The organism is Geodermatophilus sp. SYSU D00867 (assembly GCF_054050315.1).
In genome coordinates this window covers 49509-66076 of record NZ_JBJGZC010000020.1, presented here as the reverse complement: position 1 = coordinate 66076, position 16568 = coordinate 49509, and the positions used below count along the sequence as shown (strand labels likewise).

General features: G+C 77.3%; 15 protein-coding genes. 7 read left to right on the top strand and 8 right to left on the bottom strand.

All coding sequences use genetic code 11. From position 1 onward, the window contains the following. Positions 1-20: 20 nt before the first annotated feature. Together ACI8AK_RS18360 and ACI8AK_RS18355 are read right to left on the bottom strand one after the other, a co-directional pair. Positions 21-3227: a BTAD domain-containing putative transcriptional regulator gene (locus tag ACI8AK_RS18360; RefSeq protein WP_456957420.1), complete on the bottom strand. Its 3207-nt coding sequence runs from the start codon at positions 3225-3227 to the stop codon at positions 21-23. A 37-nt stretch (positions 3228-3264) separates the two neighbouring features. Continuing rightward, positions 3265-4170 (bottom strand): CPBP family intramembrane glutamic endopeptidase, encoded by a 906-nt coding sequence (locus ACI8AK_RS18355; protein ID WP_456901482.1) that lies wholly within the window; start codon positions 4168-4170, stop codon positions 3265-3267. Between the two features lie 127 nt (positions 4171-4297). On the opposite strand from ACI8AK_RS18355, the gene ACI8AK_RS18350 reads away from it, so the two are divergent. The 3 genes from ACI8AK_RS18350 to ACI8AK_RS18340 all read left to right on the top strand — a co-directional run bounded on the left by ACI8AK_RS18350 (position 4298) and on the right by ACI8AK_RS18340 (position 7152). Further along, positions 4298-4684 (top strand): hypothetical protein, encoded by a 387-nt coding sequence (locus ACI8AK_RS18350; RefSeq protein WP_456957418.1) that lies wholly within the window; start codon positions 4298-4300, stop codon positions 4682-4684. A 34-nt stretch (positions 4685-4718) separates the two neighbouring features. Then, positions 4719-6209, top strand: coding sequence for a malic enzyme-like NAD(P)-binding protein (locus ACI8AK_RS18345; protein ID WP_456957417.1), 1491 nt, complete (start codon positions 4719-4721; stop codon positions 6207-6209). A gap of 88 nt (positions 6210-6297) precedes the next feature. Further along, positions 6298-7152 carry an Fpg/Nei family DNA glycosylase gene (locus ACI8AK_RS18340; protein WP_387990677.1) on the top strand — a complete coding sequence of 285 codons (855 nt, stop codon included), beginning with the start codon at positions 6298-6300 and terminating at the stop codon, positions 7150-7152. 326 nt (positions 7153-7478) lie between these two features. On the opposite strand, the gene ACI8AK_RS18335 is transcribed toward ACI8AK_RS18340, so the two are convergent. Both ACI8AK_RS18335 and ACI8AK_RS18330 read right to left on the bottom strand, forming a co-directional pair. Then, the gene (locus ACI8AK_RS18335; protein ID WP_387990674.1) at positions 7479-8714 is read right to left on the bottom strand and encodes an MBL fold metallo-hydrolase; all 1236 of its coding nucleotides are present in this window, start codon (positions 8712-8714) and stop codon (positions 7479-7481) included. Positions 8715-8772: 58 nt separating this feature from the next. Beyond that, positions 8773-9306, bottom strand: a complete 534-nt coding sequence (locus tag ACI8AK_RS18330) for a copper chaperone PCu(A)C (RefSeq protein WP_387990671.1) — start codon at positions 9304-9306, stop codon at positions 8773-8775. Positions 9307-9403: 97 nt separating this feature from the next. Here ACI8AK_RS18330 and ACI8AK_RS18325 point away from each other — a divergent pair, with 97 nt between their 5' ends. Beyond that, positions 9404-9955, top strand: a complete 552-nt coding sequence (locus tag ACI8AK_RS18325) for a MarR family transcriptional regulator (RefSeq protein ID WP_387990669.1) — start codon at positions 9404-9406, stop codon at positions 9953-9955. Between the two features lie 83 nt (positions 9956-10038). Here ACI8AK_RS18325 and ACI8AK_RS18320 read toward each other — a convergent pair whose 3' ends face one another. Continuing rightward, on the bottom strand, positions 10039-11277 hold the full coding sequence (locus ACI8AK_RS18320) for a Rieske 2Fe-2S domain-containing protein (protein WP_456957416.1): 1239 nt from the start codon (positions 11275-11277) through the stop codon (positions 10039-10041). A 163-nt stretch (positions 11278-11440) separates the two neighbouring features. Between ACI8AK_RS18320 and ACI8AK_RS18315 the strand changes: the two genes are divergently transcribed. Together ACI8AK_RS18315 and ACI8AK_RS18310 are read left to right on the top strand one after the other, a co-directional pair. Next, positions 11441-11836: a DUF485 domain-containing protein gene (locus ACI8AK_RS18315; RefSeq protein ID WP_387990663.1), complete on the top strand. Its 396-nt coding sequence runs from the start codon at positions 11441-11443 to the stop codon at positions 11834-11836. Next, entirely contained in the window at positions 11826-13469 is a 1644-nt protein-coding gene (locus tag ACI8AK_RS18310; RefSeq protein WP_387990660.1) for a solute symporter family protein, read from the top strand. The genes ACI8AK_RS18315 and ACI8AK_RS18310 overlap by 11 nt, the downstream gene beginning before the upstream one ends. Positions 13470-13586: 117 nt before the next feature. Here ACI8AK_RS18310 and ACI8AK_RS18305 read toward each other — a convergent pair whose 3' ends face one another. From ACI8AK_RS18305 to ACI8AK_RS18295, 3 genes are all read right to left on the bottom strand, one after another. Further along, positions 13587-13844, bottom strand: a complete 258-nt coding sequence (locus tag ACI8AK_RS18305; RefSeq protein WP_387990657.1) for a hypothetical protein — start codon at positions 13842-13844, stop codon at positions 13587-13589. A 64-nt stretch (positions 13845-13908) separates the two neighbouring features. Further along, complete coding sequence (locus tag ACI8AK_RS18300; RefSeq protein WP_387990655.1) at positions 13909-14772, bottom strand: manganese catalase; 864 nt, start codon at positions 14770-14772, stop codon at positions 13909-13911. A gap of 192 nt (positions 14773-14964) precedes the next feature. Beyond that, complete coding sequence (locus ACI8AK_RS18295) at positions 14965-15711, bottom strand: sensor histidine kinase (protein ID WP_387990652.1); 747 nt, start codon at positions 15709-15711, stop codon at positions 14965-14967. Between the two features lie 114 nt (positions 15712-15825). Between ACI8AK_RS18295 and ACI8AK_RS18290 the strand changes: the two genes are divergently transcribed. Beyond that, complete coding sequence (locus ACI8AK_RS18290) at positions 15826-16467, top strand: response regulator (protein WP_387990649.1); 642 nt, start codon at positions 15826-15828, stop codon at positions 16465-16467. Positions 16468-16568 lie beyond the last annotated feature (101 nt).

Below are 16568 nucleotides of genomic sequence, written 5' to 3'. Positions count from 1 at the left end.
CCGCGGACGTGCACGGTGGGTCAGCCGTGCTCGGCCAGCAGCGCGCGGGCGCGGGCGGCGAACGGCGCGAGGCCGAACGCGTCGCAGATCTCCAGCGCCCGCCCCAGCTCCGCCGCCGCGCCCGGCCGGCCGAGCAGCCCGAGCACGCCGCCGCGGTAGAGCGCGGTCGGACCGAGGACGGTCGTGCCCGCCCACAGCACCACCACGGTGTCGCCGTAGCTCTCCAGCGCCGGCAGCTGCGCGGCGGCGAGGTCGCGGTCGCGCAGCTCCAGGGCGGCGTCGGCGAGCAGCACCGCCCGCACCGGCTCGCGGGCGCCGTGCGCGGGGAACGCGAGCCACCGCTCGACGACGGCGTGCGCCTGCTCCCGCCGCCCGGCCTGGGCGTGGGCCAGCGCGAGGACCGACAGGAACCCGGCGTCGACGGTCGCGGCCAGGTCGACCACCTCGGGCACCAGCGCGCCCATCCGGCGCTCGTGCCAGGCGGCGATGCCCTCGATCGTCTGCCGCGACATCCGGGTGACGTCGGCGGCGGCCGGGGAGGTGGTCGGCGCCTCGCGGACGGCGGCGTCGGCCAGCCGGCGGGCGCCGTCGGCGTCGCCGCGGGCCAGCGCGAGCCCCGCGGACCACCAGGCGTCCAGCTGCAGCAGGTCGCCGTCGCCGCGCCGGGTGGCCAGCTCGGTGAACCGGCGGGACACCGCCGCGGCCTCGTCGGCCTGCACGGTCTCGGTCAGCGCGCAGCGCAGCAGGTGCAGGGCGGTGGCCTCGGCGGCGGGGTCGCCGGCCGACTCGCGCAGCAGCGCCCGGGCCAGCTCCACCCGCTGCGCCGCGTGCGCCGGCGTCCAGTCGGCCACGAACCGGGCCACCCGCGCCCGCGGCCGCGCGGACGGGACGTCGCCGGCCGCGGCGAGCGCGCGGTCGGCCAGCTCCCGGCCGCCCGCCTCGCCGGTGGAGGACCGCTGCACCGCCAGCGCGGCGAGGACGGCCGAGGCCAGCTCCGGCGGCAGCGCGTCGGCGCCGGCCGCGGCCTCCTCCAGCAGCGCGACGTCGGTGGCCGCCGGCGCGCCGACCGACGCCCAGTAGCCACCCAGCCCGCCGCCGGCGGAGGCGACGGCGGCGCGGGCCAGCCGCGGCGCGTCGCCGATCCCGCGGGCGAGGTCCGCCGCCGCGCGCAGCGCCGCACCGCTCTCCTCCAGCAGCCCCAGCCGGCGCAGCGCCCGGCCGCGCAGCAGGTGCAGGTCCGCCGCCAGTGCCGCCTCCCCGGGCGGGACGTGCGCGAGCCCCCGGTCGGCCAGCGCGGCGGCCTCCTCCACGCCGGCCCGGTCCAGCGCCTCGCGGGCGGCCCGGAGGCACGCGCGGGCGGCCACCGGGTCCGGCCCGCCGGCCGCGGCCTCGCTGCGGTGCACCGCGATGGCGCCGGCCGCGGTCGCCGCCGCGGGCCCGGCCTCCAGGACGTCGGCCGTCCGGCCGTGCACGCGCGCCCGCTCGACCGGCCCGAGGTCGGTCAGCAGCACCTCGCGCACCAGGTCGTGCGCCACGCGCACCCGGCCGGGGGAGGTCTCGACCAGCAGGCCCGCGGACAGCGCCGTCGTCACCCCGCCGTCGTCGCCGGACACGACGGCGGCCAGCAGGCCGACCGGCACGTCCCGGCCCGCGACGGCGGCTGCGGCCAGCGCGTCGCGCGCGGGCACGGGCAGCGCGGCCAGCCGCAGCCGGACGACGTCGCGGACCCCGGCCGGCACGGCCTCCCCGGCCGACGGCGGCAGCGCGGCCAGCTCGGTGACGAAGAACGGGTTGCCGCCGGTGCGCTCGGCCAGCGCGGCGACGACGGCGCCGGCCGGGGCGTCCCCGCGCAGCCCGGTGACCAGGTCGGCGACCTCGTCGGCGGCCAGCCCGGCCAGCCGCAGCCGCCGCGCGCCGGGCAGCCGGGCGGCCAGGCCCAGCACGCGGGTGAGCACCGGGTCGGCGGTGGCCTCCTCGCGGCAGGTCACCGCCAGCAGCAGCCGGCTGCCGTGCAGCTGGGACAGGACCACCTCGAGCACGTGCAGGGAGTCGCGGTCGGCCCACTGCAGGTCGTCGAGGACGACGAGCAGCGGCCGCTCGGCGGCGAGGGCGTGCAGCCGGCGGGCGGTGTCCAGGCCGAGGGCGAAGCGGGCGCCGGTGTCCGCGCCGAGCGCCGCCTCGGGCAGCCCGCCGAGCACCTGCTGCCAGGGCCAGTACGGCGGCGCGCCGCCGATCTCGGCGCACCGCCCCCAGCGGACGGCGGCCCCGGCGCGGGCGGCGAACGCCTCGACCAGCCGGGTCTTGCCGATGCCCGGCTCGCCGGTGACGACGACGGCGGTGCCGCGGCCCGCGCCCGCGGCCGCCCACGCCGCCGCCAGCGCGGCGAGCTCCCCGGGCCGCCCGACGAAGCCGTCCCCGGCCGGCTCGGCCCGTGGCGCTTGCACGGCGGCGGGTGCGGGGGTACGCGCCGGGGCGGCCAGCGCGGCGTCCTGGCGCAGGACGGCGGCCTCGACGTCGCGCAGCTCGGCCGAGGCGTCCAGGCCCAGCTCGTCGGCGACCCGCTCCCGCGTGCGGCGCAGCACGTCCAGCGCGTCACCCTGCCGCCCGGCCCGGTACAGCGCCCGGGCCAGCAGCGCGGCGGTGTGCTCCCGCAGCGGGGCGACGGCGGCCGCCGCGGTGAGGTCGGGCACCAGCTCCGTGCCCGCGCCCAGCGCCAGCCGGGCCTCGGCCAGCCGCTCGACGGCGACCAGCCGCAGCTCCTCCAGCCGCGCCACCGCCGGGACGACGTCCTCCACGTCGGCGACGTCGGCGTAGGGCCGGTCCTGCCACAGCGCCAGCGCCTCGGTGAGCAGCCGGGCGGCCTCCCGGTCGTCGGCGGCGGTGCCGGCGGTGACCAGGTCGGCGAAGGCGTGCGCGTCGACGGCGGTGCGCGGCAGGACCAGCGCGTAGCCGTCCCCGCGGGTGACCAGCACGGCGGCGTCCCGGGCGCCGCGGCCGGGGTCCAGCAGCCGGCGCAGGCGGCTGACGTGGCCCTGCAGGGTCGTCGTCGCGGTGGCCGGCGGGACGCCGCGCCACAGCCGGTCGGCCAGCGCGGCCGCCGGCACGGTCCGGCCCTCGGCGGCGGCGAGCAGCGCGAGGACCTCGGCGGGCCGGCGCCCGCCGAGGTCCACCGCGACGCCGTCGCGGAGCAGCCGCGTCGGCCCGAGCACGTCCAGCCGCAGGTCCACGGCCGGGGAGGGTAGGTGGTCCGGGCCCTCCCGGGGCTCAGGCGGCTCGCGTGCCGCCGTCGGGGGACCGGCGCAGCGGCGCGACCCGCCACCAGGCGAGCGCGGCGAGCAGCAGCGTGACGGCCCCCGCGGCGCCGGTCTCCGTGGAGAGCCACTCGGTGGGCCCGCTGTCGGCGGTCAGCGGGGCGAGCACGTGGTAGAGCAGCGCGTTGAGCACCGCGTGCGCCAGCACGCCGGGCCAGATGCCCCAGCGCAGCTGCATCGAGGCGAGCGCGGCGCCCAGCGAGGTGGTGCCCACGGTCAGGCACAGCAGCGCGAACGGCACCGGGATCCCGGCGGGCGCGCCGCCGAGGAAGAGCACCAGCGGCCAGTGGAACAGCGACCAGGCCAGCCCGCTGACCAGGACGACGGTGCGCGGGCCGGCGACCTCGGCCAGGCGCTGCACCAGCAGGCCGCGCCAGCCGACGTCCTCGGCGAGCGCGAGGGCGACGTAGGGCAGGACCAGCACCGTCAGGCCGAGCGCCACCGTCGGCGTCAGCCCCTCGGAGGCGAAGCCGGCCAGCCCGGTGGCCCACAGCAGGCCGCCGGCGGCCAGCGTCGGCAGCAGGGCCCACAGCCAGGCGGTGCCGAGGTTGCGCCACGACGTCCGGCGGAAGCCCCAGCCGGGCCGGCGCAGCGTCCCGGCGGTGACCAGCCGGGCGAGGACGGCGGCCACCAGGGGGATCAGGGCCTGGCCGAACAGCAGCGCCTGGACCAGCGGCGGCTCCTGGTCGACGTGCGCGACGTCGGCGTCCGCGGCCGCCGCGACGGCGGTCGTCAGGGTGAGCAGGCCGGCGGTGGCGCCGAGGAAGACGCCGATCTCCCGCCACGGCGACGGGCGGGCCGCGGGCGCGGCCGGCGGGGCGGACGGGGACGGGGCGGACAGGGACGGGGCGGTGCTCATGGCGGCTCCAGGGGAGGTCGGTCTCGATCGGCGCCCACCGTCGGAGCCGGTGCTGGTCGGGGACTGGTCGGCCGCTGGCGGGGACGGGACCAGCGGCCCACCAGCGCGCGGGCGCACCGTGCGGGGCATGGAGCCGCTCGACGCCGTCCCCCCGCCCGGCCCTCCCGCCGCCGAGGCGGTGACCGTCCCGCCCGGCTGCCCGCCGCGCCGGCTCGTGGCCCGCGGCGCCGACGTGGTGCTCGTCGTCACCGCCGGCCGCCCGCTGGTCGCGGTCGGCTCCGGGCCGGCGCGGCCGCGCTCGGCCGGCTCGGCCGTCGTCTGCCCGCGGGGCGTGCCCTGGTCGGTGGGCGGCGGGGACGCCGCGGCGCGGGTGGTCGTCGTCGCCGTCCCGGCCGGGCCGCAGGCCGCCCTGGCCACGCTGCTCGGCCCGCCGCCGCTCGACGGGGCCGCGCTGGTGGCGGCCGCCGCCGACGGCGGCCTGGAGGTCGTGCTGGAGCCGGTTCCCGGCGGCTGACGCGGCGCGCGCCCGGCGGTGTCACGATCGGGGTGTGAGCAGCGACACAGCAGCGGACCCGACCGCCCTCGGCGAGCCGGCCGCCGTCCCGCGCGGGCCGGTCACCTCGGCCTCCTACTCGATCACCGTGCGGCTGACCGCCGACGGCGACCCGGCGAGCATCGGCCGGATCGCGACGGCGGTGGGCGAGGCCGGCGGCGCGGTGACCGCCATCGACGTCGTCGACTCCCGGCCCGACGGGCTGACCGTCGACGTGACCTGCTCGGCCGCCGACGCCGCGCACTCCGAGGAGATGGTCACCGCGCTCGGCGCCGTGCCCGGGGTGGCCGTGCGCAAGGTCAGCGACCGCACCTTCCTGCTGCACCTCGGCGGCAAGCTGGAGGTGGCCTCTAAGGTGCCGCTCAAGACCCGCGACGACCTGTCGATGGCCTACACGCCCGGGGTGGCGCGGGTGTGCCTGGCGCTGGCCGAGCACCCCGAGGACGTGCGCCGGCTGACCATCAAGGGCAACACCGTCGCCGTCGTCACCGACGGGTCGGCCGTCCTGGGCCTGGGCGACCTCGGGCCCGGCGCCGCCCTGCCGGTGATGGAGGGCAAGGCGGCGCTGTTCAAGCGGTTCGCCGACATCGACGCCTGGCCGATCTGCCTGGACACCCAGGACGTCGACGAGATCGTGCGCACCGTCGAGCTCATCGCGCCCGGCTTCGGCGGCATCAACCTCGAGGACATCGCCGCGCCGCGCTGCTTCGAGATCGAGGCCCGGCTGCGCGAGCGGCTCGACGTCCCGGTCTTCCACGACGACCAGCACGGGACGGCGATCGTGGCGCTGGCCGCGCTGCGCAACGCCCTGCGCGTGGTGGACAAGCAGCTGGCCGACGTGCGGATCGTCGTCGCCGGGGCCGGCGCCGCCGGGACGGCGATCGTGCACCTGCTGCTCGCCGCCGGCGCCGGGCAGGTGCTCGTGTGGGACCGGGAGGGGATCCTCTCGCCGGACGACGAGCGGCTGTCCCCGGCCAAGGCCGACCTCGCGCGGCGCACCAACCCCGCGGGCGTGCGGGGCGAGCTGCCCGACGCGCTGGCCGGCGCCGACGTGTTCATCGGGGTGAGCGCCGGCAACGTGCTGCCGGTGGAGGCGCTGGCCGCCATGGCCGAGCGGGCGGTGGTCTTCCCGATGGCCAACCCGACGCCGGAGGTCGACCCGGTCCGGGCCCGGCAGCACGCCGCCGTCGTCGCCTCGGGCCGGTCGGACCTGCCCAACCAGATCAACAACGTGCTGGCCTTCCCCGGCGTCTTCCGCGGGCTGCTGGACGCCCGCGCCACCGAGATCAGCACCGGGATGCTGCTGGCGGCGGCCGACGCGCTGGCGGCGATCGTCCGCGACGACCAGCTCAACGCCAACTACATCATCCCGAGCGTGTTCGACCCCGCCGTCACGCAGGCGGTGGCCGCCGCGGTCGCCGACGCCGCCCGCGCCGAGCCGGGCGCGACCGCGACGGTCACCGACCGGACGTCGTTCGTCGGGTGAGCGCCGCGCGGACGGGCACCGCGCACTTCCGCGGGAGTGCACCCGTCCGGGGACGACGGGAGGCGGCGACGGCGGGGATCATGGCCGGGTGCCCGAGTTGCCCGAGGTGGAGGCGCTGGCGGCGTTCCTGCGCGAGAACGCCGTCGGCCGGGTGGTCGCGCGCGCCGACCTGACCGCGCTGCAGGCGCTCAAGACGTTCGACCCGCCGCTGTCGGCCCTGGCCGGGCTGGAGGTCACCGGCGCAGCCCGGCACGGCAAGTTCCTCGACCTCGACGTCTCCGGGCTGCACCTGGTCGTGCACCTCGCCCGCGCCGGGTGGCTGCACTGGCGCACCGGCCTGCCCACCGCGCCGCCCAGGCCCGGCAAGGGGCCGCTCGCCCTGCGCGTCCACCTCGACGACGGCAACGGCTTCGACCTCACCGAGCAGGGCACCCGCAAGAGCCTCGCCGTCCACCTGGTCCGCTCGCCGTCGGAGGTCCCCGGCATCGGCCGGCTCGGCCCCGACGCCCTCGCCGTCGACCGCGAGCAGTTCGCCGCGCTGCTGGCCGGGCGGCACGCGCAGCTCAAGGGCACGCTCACCGACCAGACCGTGCTGGCCGGCGTCGGCAACGCCTACTCCGACGAGATCCTGCACGCCGCCCGGCTCTCGCCGTTCAAGATGGCCGACAGGCTCTCCGACGACGAGCTGGTCCGGCTGTACGACGCGCTGCGGGCCACGCTCACCGACGCGCTGGAGCGCCAGGTCGGCCAGGCGGCGGCGACGCTCAAGGGGGAGAAGCGGTCGGGGCTGCAGGTGCACGCCCGCACCGGCCTGCCGTGCCCGGTGTGCGGCGACACCGTCCGCGAGGTCAGCTTCGCCGACACCTCGCTGCAGTACTGCCCGACCTGCCAGACCGGCGGCAAGCCGCTGGCCGACCGGCGGATGAGCAAGCTGCTGCGCTGAGAGCGGTCCCGGTCCGGGGCCGAGGAGGTCCTCGCCCGCTGGCCGGACCCCGACGCGCTCCTCGCCGGCTGCGACGGGGTCGCCCTCGGCGTCCTGGCGGTGCTGGACCGGCACGGCCGGCAGGTCCCGGCGACGCCGCGGTCGCCGGCCCCGACGACGTCCCCGTCGCCGGGGTCACCGGGCTGACGACGGCGACGCACCCGGTGGAGCGGATCGCCGGCGCGGCGGTGCGGGCCGTGCCCACCCGCGCCCGGCTCACCGGGGCGGCCGCCGAGGGGACGGTGTTCCTCCCCCCGGAGCTGGTCGTGCGCCGCAGCGCCTGGGCGTCAGCCGGCCCGCAGGGCCATCAGCCGGGAGAGCACCCGCGCGAGCACGGTGCCGCTCACGCCGGCGTCGTCGTGCGCGCCCGTGCCGGGCCCGGGCGAGCCGACCGCGGTCCACCAGTCCTCCAGCGGCGGCGGCGCCAGGACGTCGACCCGCTGGCCCGGCCGCGGCACGAGCACCTGCACGCCCGAGCGCCCGGCAGCGGCGAGCAGCCGCTGCACCGGCTCGTCCCAGCGGTGGAAGGCGAGGTTGAACGTGGCCCAGTGCACCGGCAGCAGCACCCCGCCGCCGAGGTCGCCGTGCGCGCGCACCGCCTCCTCGGGGTCCATGTGGATGTGCGCCCAGGCCTCGTTGTAGGCGCCGATCGGCAGCAGCGTGAGGTCGAAGGGGCCCAGCCGGGCGCCGATGCCCGCGAAGGCGGGGGTGTAGCCGGTGTCGCCGCCGAAGAAGACGCGGTGCCGCGGCCCGGCCACCACCCACGACGACCACAGCGTGGTGTCGCGGGTGAGGTAGCGGCCGGAGAAGTGCCGCGCCTCGGTGCAGGTGATCGTCAGGTCGCCGACCGTCGTCGCGCCGTCCCAGTCCAGCTCGACGACGCGGTCCTCCGGCACGCCCCAGTGCCGCAGGTGCACGCCCACGCCGAGCGGCACGACGAACGGCGCGTCCTGCTGCTCGACCAGCGCCCGCACCGTGGGCAGGTCCAGGTGGTCGTAGTGGTCGTGCGAGACGAGCACGGCGTCGACGCGGGGGAGGGACTCCACCGGCGCCGGCGGCTCGTGCAGCCGGGTGGGGCCGAACACCGGCGACGGCGAGACGCGGTGCCCCCACACCGGGTCGACCAGCACGCGGGCGCCGTCGACCTCCAGCAGCGCGCTCGAGTGCCCGAACCAGGTGACGGCGAGCTCGCCGGCCTCGGCCGGGACCTCCGGGCGGGCCAGCGGCACCGGGCGGGCCGGCAGGCCGACGTGCCGGTCGTCGTGCCACTGCCGGAGCAGGCCGCGGCGGGCGTTGGGCGGCGGCAGCGTGGGCGTGGGCAGCGTGTTGTGGAACTTCCCGTGCGACCACTGCGGTGAGCCGGCCGCCGTGGGCCGGATCTCCCGCCGGCCGGCACCGATCGCCGTGGGCAGCCCCCACAGCGCGCGGGCCAGCCAGCCCGCGGGGAGGGCCAGGGCGGCGGCGGTCAGGGCGGTGCGGCGCGCTCGGTCTCGGCGCAGGGCGGGCGACGGCACGACGTCCATGTTCCCAGCCGCGCCCGGGCGGCCGCCGCGACCCGCGTCACCGTCCGGCGCCGGAGGGTCAGGTGCTCGGGTCCTCCGCGGGATCGGGGAAGTCGTACGGCGGCTCGGGGTGCTGGCGCTCGGCGGCCACCATCGCGTCGACGGTCACCTCCCCGGCGCGGGCGAACTCGAGGGCCACCGGGATCGACTGCGAGGACCGCAGCGACCGCTCCAGGCCGACCAGGGTGACCGACGGGGCGCCCTCCGCGCCGACATAGACGTTGTCGTCGGCCGGGACGGCGATCGCGAACGCGCCGCCGTCCCCGTCGACGGCCCCGGCGAAGGGACCCTCGACGGCGACCAGGGTGTCGTCCTCGGCGCCGGAGTTCGCGATGCCGAGGAACAGCCGGGCGTCCTCGCCCTCCTCGTACAGCCCGTCGAGCGGGTACTCGAGCTGGACCTGCAGCACCGACAGGTCGCCGGTGACGGCCTCATCGGGACCGATCGCGCCGCCCGCCACCTCGGGGGCCGGGGTCGACAGCGGCTGTTCGGCGGTGCAGGCACACACGGTGAGGACCAGGGCGGCGGGGATCGCGAGTGCGGTGCGGGGCATCGTCGTCCTCCTCGTCTCGGGGTCGGTGCCGTAGGGTGTGCCCCTCGACCGGTGCACGATGCCAACTGTTGCCCTAATGCAACACGAAGGGGGAGGCGTGGACGACGAGGTGCTGCTCGGCCTGGCCCGGGCCGTCGTCGGGGTCTCCACCCGGGCGGCCGCACGCCTGGGGGAGGTCTCCGTCGTGCAGTTGCGGGCGCTCACCGTCCTGCGCGCGCGGTCGGGCGCCTCCCTCGCCGACCTCGCCTCCGGGGTCGGCGGCAGCATCTCGACGACGAGCCGGCTGGTCGACCGGCTGGTCGCGGCGGGCTGGGTGGAGCGCCGCCCCTCCCCGGCGAGTCGCCGCTCGGTCAGCCTCCGGCTGTCCGCCGCCGGGGAGGAGCTGCTCGACCGCTACGACGCCCTGCGGCTGACCGAGCTGCGGGCCGCCGTCGCCGCCCTGCCCGATGACCGCCGTGAGCCGGTCCTCGCCGCACTCGGGGAGTTCGCCGGCGCGGTGAGCGGGACGCCGTCCCGGCGGGAGGTGCCCGAGGAGGGCGGTGACCCGGCGTGCTGGCTGGCGCGGGTGTGCCCGGCGTGCGGGCGCATGGCCGACGAGGACCCGCCCACCCGCTGCCCCGCGTGCGGCGAGCGGCTCGAGTCGGCCTGACGACGGCGCCACGGACCCCGGCCCGCGGTGCCCGTCCCCACCGCGCGCGGCGAGGTCGGGCACCGCAGGGGAAGGGCGGTGCCTCAGCGGCCGGCGGCGAAGTCGGCCAGGGCGCGGCGCAGCGCCAGGCCGTGCCGGTCGGAGCGCACGTGCAGCTCGTCGCGCGCCGACAGCGGCAGCCCGGTGCTGGCCAGCTGCGCCTGCAGCTCGAGGTCCTCGGCCAGCGCCCGCTGGGTGCGGGCGACCTCGGCGGCCACCACGTCCGGCCCCGGCAGCGGCTCGCCGTGCCCCGCGCGCAGCAGCACGCACGCGTGGACGCGGGTGGAGTCGGCGTCCTCGGGCTGCAGGAGGAACAGCGTCGTCGTCGCCGCGCCGGAGGCCGGGGACTCCAGCCGCCGCCGCAGCTGGAACGGCGCGCGGTGGACGGCGGTGGCCACCGTCGCGCCCTGCTCGCGCACGCTCGTGAACCCGCCCGGCTCCGGCGTCACCTCGGGGGCCGACGCGCCGTCCTCGGGATCGCCGTGCACGAACGGGCCGTGCGTGGGATCGAGGAGGGCGTCGGCCAGCGGTCCGGCGGGGCCGGCCGAGCGGACCGGCGTCAGCCAGCCGCGGACGAAGCGGCGGTCGCCGTCCTCGGGCAGCTCGAGCGGGACGTCGCGGGGCTCGGCCGGCGCCAGCCAGACGACGCCGAACCGCTCGCGCACGCCCCACGCCGGCGGGTCCGCCGACAGGCCGTCCGCGCCGCGGGACAGCGCCCACGTGCGGCCGAGCAGCCGGACCTGCAACCAGCCACCGGGCCGCAGCTCGCGGGACAGCGCGACCGGGTGCCAGGCGTGCTCCAGCGACGGGTCGAGGTTGCCGAACACCGGCCCCGGCGGCGGCCCGGGGGCCGGAGCGGGCTCGGGCACCGGCTCTGCGGCGGGGGCCGGCGGGAGGGCGACGACGGTCCGCTCGGGCGCGAGCCAGACCCAGCCGTGCCGCTCCTCCACCGCCCACGGCACCGGCAGGTCCGCCCGCGGCGGCGGGCTGCCGTCGGGCCCGAGGGAGGGGACGTCCACGCAGCGGCCGTCGGCGTCGAAGCGCCAGCCGTGGTACGGGCACTGCAGCCGGCCCCCGACGACGGCGCCCGCCGCCAGCGGGACCAGCCGGTGCGGGCACCGGGCCGGGAAGGCGCTGACCTCCCCGCCGGGCCGCAGCCGGACGACGACGTACGCGCGTCCCCCGGCGCCCACCGGCACCGGCGTCGTCCCGACCTCGGTGGAGCGGGCCACCGGGAACCACCCCGTCGACCGTCCGGTCGACGTGCCTGCCGTCGCGGTCATGCCGTCCAGTGCACCGCCGGCGCACTACCGCGGCGTTACGGCGGTCGGAAGCTCAGGTCACGGCTCCGCACCGATAGTTTCGATCATTTCCGACTCAACCGTCGCCGACCTATGGTGAGCGCCGTCACACGTCCGGAACAGGTCGACACGAGGGGGCACAGCCGTGACCGAACCCGCCGAACGGCGGTTGCTGACGCCGGAGGAGTACCGGCAGGCACAGGACTCGCCGGAGTTCACGGAACTGCGCAGGCGCTTCCGGGCCTTCGCGTTCCCGATGACCGTGGCCTTCCTGGCCTGGTACCTGCTCTACGTCCTGCTCTCCACCTACGCGCCGGACTTCATGGCGACCCGGGTGTTCGGCAACGTCAACCTCGGGCTCCTGCTGGGGCTCGGCCAGTTCCTGTCGACGTTCGTGATCACCCACGTGTACGTGTCGCACGCCAACCGGCGCACGGACCCGATCGCCGACGAGATGCGCGAGCGGCTCGAGCACCACGAGTACGCCGCCGGCCACCGCGCCGCCACCGACCTCGGGAAGGGGGCCACGCGTGCCCGTTGACGTGCTCGCCGCCGACGCCACCATCGGGACGCCGGCGCTCAACATCGCGATCTTCGGCGCGTTCGTGCTGGTCACCCTGGTCATCACCTTCCGGGCCAGCCGCAACAACAAGAGCGCGGCGGACTACTACGCCGCGGGCCGCAACATCAGCGGCACCCAGAACGGCCTGGCCATCGCGGGCGACTACCTGTCGGCTGCCTCGTTCCTCGGCATCGCCGGGGCCATCGCCGTCTACGGCTACGACGGCTTCCTGTACTCGATCGGCTTCCTCGTCGCCTGGCTGGTGGCGCTGCTGCTGGTCGCCGAGCTCATGCGCAACACCGCCCGGTTCACCATGGCCGACGTCCTGGCCTTCCGGATGCGGCAGGGCCCGGTGCGCACCGCCGCGGCCATCTCCACGCTCGCGGTGTCGCTGTTCTACCTGCTGGCCCAGATGTCGGGCGCCGGCGGGCTGGTGACCCTCCTGCTGGGGGTCACCGGCGAGGCCGCGCAGGCGCTGGTCGTGGTCCTCGTCGGCGCCCTGATGATCATCTACGTGCTGGTCGGCGGCATGCGCGGCACGACCTGGGTGCAGATCATCAAGGCCTCGCTGCTGATCGCCGGCGCGCTGGTCATGACCCTGTGGGTGCTCGGCGAGTTCGGCTTCAACCTGTCCTCGCTGCTGGGCGGCGCGCAGGCCAACGCGGTCGAGGGCCGCGACGTCCTGGCGCCCGGCGCGCAGTACGGCGCGACCAGCACGTCGAAGCTCGACTTCGTCTCGCTGGGCCTGGCCCTGGTGCTCGGCACGGCGGGCCTGCCGCACGTGCTCATGCGCTTCTACACCGTGCCGACGGCGAAGGACGCCCGTCGCTCGGTGGTCTGGGCGATCTGGCTGATCGGCATCTTCTACCTGTTCAGCCTGGTCATCGGCTACGGCGCGGGCGCCCTGGTCGGCGCGGAGACCGTCCTCGGCGCACCCGGTGCGGTCAACTCCGCCGCGCCGCTGCTGGCCTTCGAGCTCGGCGGCACGGTGCTGCTCGGCATCATCGCGGGCGTCGCGTTCGCGACGATCCTCGCGGTGGTCGCCGGCCTGACGATCACCGCGTCGGCCTCGTTCGCGCACGACGTCTACGCGTCGGTCATCAAGAAGGGCAACGTGCCGCCCAACGGCGAGGTGCGGGTCGCCCGCATCACCGCCGTCGTCATCGGGGCGATCTCGATCGGCCTGGGCATCCTCGCCCTGCAGGCCGGGCTGAACATCGCCTTCCTGGTGGCCCTGGCCTTCGCCGTCGCGGCGTCGGCGAACCTCCCGACGATCCTCTACACGCTGTTCTGGAAGCGGTTCACCACCCAGGGCGCGCTGTGGTCGATGTACGGCGGCCTGATCGCCTGCATCGTGCTGATCGTCTTCTCGCCGGTCGTGTCGGGTGCGCCGGTCAACCCGGCCACCGGGCTGTCCCCGTCGCTGTTCCAGGACGTGGACTTCCACTGGTTCCCGCTGAACAACCCCGGCATCGTGTCCATCCCGCTGTCGTTCTTCCTCGGCTGGCTGGGCACGGTCCTGTCCAAGGAGAAGCCGGACCTGGACAAGACCGCCGAGCTGGAGGTCCGCTCGCTCACCGGGATCGGTGCGGAGAAGGCCGTCGCCCACTGAGAGGACCCCCTGGCCCCCCACCCCTCGCTCCGCTCGGGGCGGGACCCTGCCAGGGGGCCGTTCCAGCACCTCACCTGCCGAGGCGCGCGTCCCCGACGGGGCGCGCGCCTCGCGCGTTCAGGCGGCGCGGGCGGCGGGCACGGCCTCGGGGAGGGCGGTGTCGGGCAGCGCGGCGTCGACGGCGACGACGGCCGCCGCGGTGGAGGGAGCGGCGCGGCGGGAGCGCCGCAGCGCCCAGCGGGTGACGACGGCGGCGAGGACCACCAGGCCGGCCAGGGCCTCGCGGACCGAGCCGGTGGCGGCGCCGGCCACGGCGACGGCGAGCGCCGCGGCGTAGACCGCCGTCAGGACGACGGCGGGGGTGGGCAGGTGCACGGGGACCTCCGGGGACTGCCGTTCTGGGGCGCGGCGACGGCGCGGGAATCGGGAGTTCAGCGGCTCACTTGAGCAGGTCCTTGGCCTTCTGCAGCAGCGTGTGGGCCTCGGTCTGCGGGGTGTCGTAGAGCCGCGGGTCGCCCGGGACCAGCGTCGGGGCGTCGGCCGTCGCCTCGATCGCCGCGGCACGGAACTGGTTGTCCGTGCCGTCGAGCGCGGGGCCGGAGGCCCAGCGGCCGTTGGCGGCCTCGGGGCCGTCGGAGGCCTGGATGAAGGTGTAGCCCAGGTCGCCGACCTCGTCCGACAGCGGGAAGGCCTCGGGCACCGGCAGCCCCTCGAGACCGTCCTCCTTCAGCTGCTCGACGGCGGCCAGCCACTGCTGCTGGTGCATGTGGTCGCGGGTGATGAGGAACCGCAGCATGTCCTTGACGCCCGGGTCGTCGGTCATGTTGTAGAGCCGGGCCACCTGCAGCCGGCCCTGCATCTCGGCGGTGGCGTTGTAGTAGAAGTCGGCCATCAGGTTGCCGGAGGCGGTGACGTACGCGCCGGACCACGGGTTGCCCATCGAGTCCATGTAGGACGCGCCCTGCCCGTTCTGGATCAGGTGCTGCGGGTTGTGCTGGCCGTAGCCGGCCGCGGCCTCCTTGGTGCGGTCGGCCGAGTCCGGCTTCAGCGGCGCGTGGTCGAGCAGCCGGTCGATCATCGTCACGATCATCTCGACGTGGGCCAGCTCCTCGGTGCCGATCGAGAGGAGCATGTCCTTGTACTTGCCGGGCAGGCGGGTGTTCCAGCCCTGCAGCAGGTACTGCGTGGCGACGGTCATCTCGCCCCACTGACCGCCCAGGATCTCCTGCATCTTGCGGGCGAAGTCCGGGTCGGGGCCGTCGGGCTTGGCCTCGTACTGCAGGGCGTGGGTGTGCGTGAACACGGGTTCTCCCTCACTCGGCTTGCGTCGTCGCGCCGCCGCCGCTGCGGCGACACCCCGGATCTGCCCCCGCGGGGTGGCCCGCCCGTGCCGTCCCGTGGCCCTCCGGTGCCACGTCGTCCGGCCTCCGGGCCCCACTCCTCGCGCCGCCTCGCGGGGCGGCTCACGTCAGGGGACTCGGTCAGGAGGGGGACCTCACCGGTCGGGGAGCTGGACGCAGAGGGTGAGGCCGGCGTCGGAGGTGGCCCAGACGACGGCGCCCCCGAGGTCGTGCGCGTGGCGCTGCACCGACCACAGGCCCAGGCCCGTGAGGTCGACCGGCGGCGAGTCGTGGCGCAGGTACTGCACGACCCGCTGCGGGTGCGCCACGTCCTGGGTGAGCGCCAGCCGGACCCAGCCGTCGCGGTGGACCGCCGTGAGCAGCACGGGGGCGCCGTCGCCGTGCCGGTGGGCGTTCTCCAGCAGGTTCGTGAGGATCCGCTGCACGCGGGCGTCGGCCACGTTCACCCCGGCGGCGCACTCCTGCACCGCCAGGGTGAGCTGCCGCGGCGGCAGCCCGGAGGCGGCCACCGACGCGCGGACGACGTCGCCGAGCCGCCGGCCGCTCGGGGCCTGCCGCGTCGCCCCGCCGGAGGCGTCGGCGGTGCGCAGCATCGAGGACAGGTGGGCGGTCTGCGCGCGGGCCAGCTCCAGCAGCTCCTCGCGCTGGGTGGGCTGGCGGTCCAGCGAGCCGAGCAGCGCCTCCAGCGAGGCCAGCGGGCTGCGCATGTCGTGGCACATCGCCCGCAGCAGCGCGCCCTCCGGTGTGGGTGGCGGCTCCTGGCCCGGCCGCGGGCCGCGGGCGGCGCGGACGACGTGCTCGCGCACCACGCGAGCCAGGTCGGTGAGCAGCCGTCCGGAACCGGGCCGGACGGTACGGGGTGTGTCGGGGGCCAGGGTCACGGGCACCTCCGGGTGCGGGGAGCCCGGTGCGCGGACGCATCGGGCCAGGTGAGGAGGGTCGTGGGGTCGACCGACGCCGGGGCTGGGCGTCAGACGTACGTGGACGTGGTCGTGGTGGACGACCACCCGTTGTTCAGCCGGGGGCTGTCCCTGCTGCTCCCCGGTGTGAGCGAGGGCCGGGTGCGCGTGGTGGCCACCACCGACGACGCCTCGGCGGCCGCCGCGCTGGTGCGCCGCCACCACGCGGACGTCGCCGTCGTGGACCTGCACATGCCGCCCCCGGGCGGCGTGCGCGCCATCGCGGCCATCCGGCGGGCCGACCCGGCGGTGCGCGTGGTGGCGCTGTCCGGGTTGGCCGAGGCCGACGCGGCGCTCGAGGCGCTGCGGGCGGGGGCGGCGGGCTTCCTGCCGAAGTCCGCGGATCCGGAGCACCTCGTCCGCCCGCTGCTGTCGGTGCTCGACGGCTGGTCGGTCATCCCCGAGGCCCTGCTGCGCCAGCTGCTCGACGACGCCGCGCCCACCGGCGAGCAGACCGTCGCCGACCGGCTGACCAGCGACGAGCGCCGGCTGTGGCGGCTGGTGGCCGACGGCACGAGCACCGTCGACATCGCCACCACGCTGCACGTGTCCGAGCGGACCGCCAAGCGGCTGGTCGCCTCGCTGCTGCGCAGCCTCGGGGTGGCCACCCGCGTGGAGGCGGCCGCGCTGGCCGGCCGCGTCGGCCTCGGCAAGGGGGCCGGCGGCGGCCTGCGCTGAGCGGGCGTACCGCGTGGCAGCGGTCATCGAGCGCCGGGCTACCCGGGCGGATGATCGACACTCCCGCGTTCCGGTGACCTGGCCCCGACGGGCCAGCGACC

What these genes read in the sequence shown, in the direction of transcription:
- ACI8AK_RS18355 (WP_456901482.1), bottom strand. Translation starts at nt 4,170, where the DNA reads ATGAGCACCGCCCCGTCCCTGTCCGCCCCGTCCCCGTCCGCCCCGCCG.
- ACI8AK_RS18335 (WP_387990674.1), bottom strand. Translation starts at nt 8,714, where the DNA reads ATGGACGTCGTGCCGTCGCCCGCCCTGCGCCGAGACCGAGCGCGCCGC.
- ACI8AK_RS18320 (WP_456957416.1), bottom strand. Translation starts at nt 11,277, where the DNA reads ATGACCGCGACGGCAGGCACGTCGACCGGACGGTCGACGGGGTGGTTC.
- ACI8AK_RS18330 (WP_387990671.1), bottom strand. Translation starts at nt 9,306, where the DNA reads ATGCCCCGCACCGCACTCGCGATCCCCGCCGCCCTGGTCCTCACCGTG.
- ACI8AK_RS18350 (WP_456957418.1), top strand. Translation starts at nt 4,298, where the DNA reads ATGGAGCCGCTCGACGCCGTCCCCCCGCCCGGCCCTCCCGCCGCCGAG.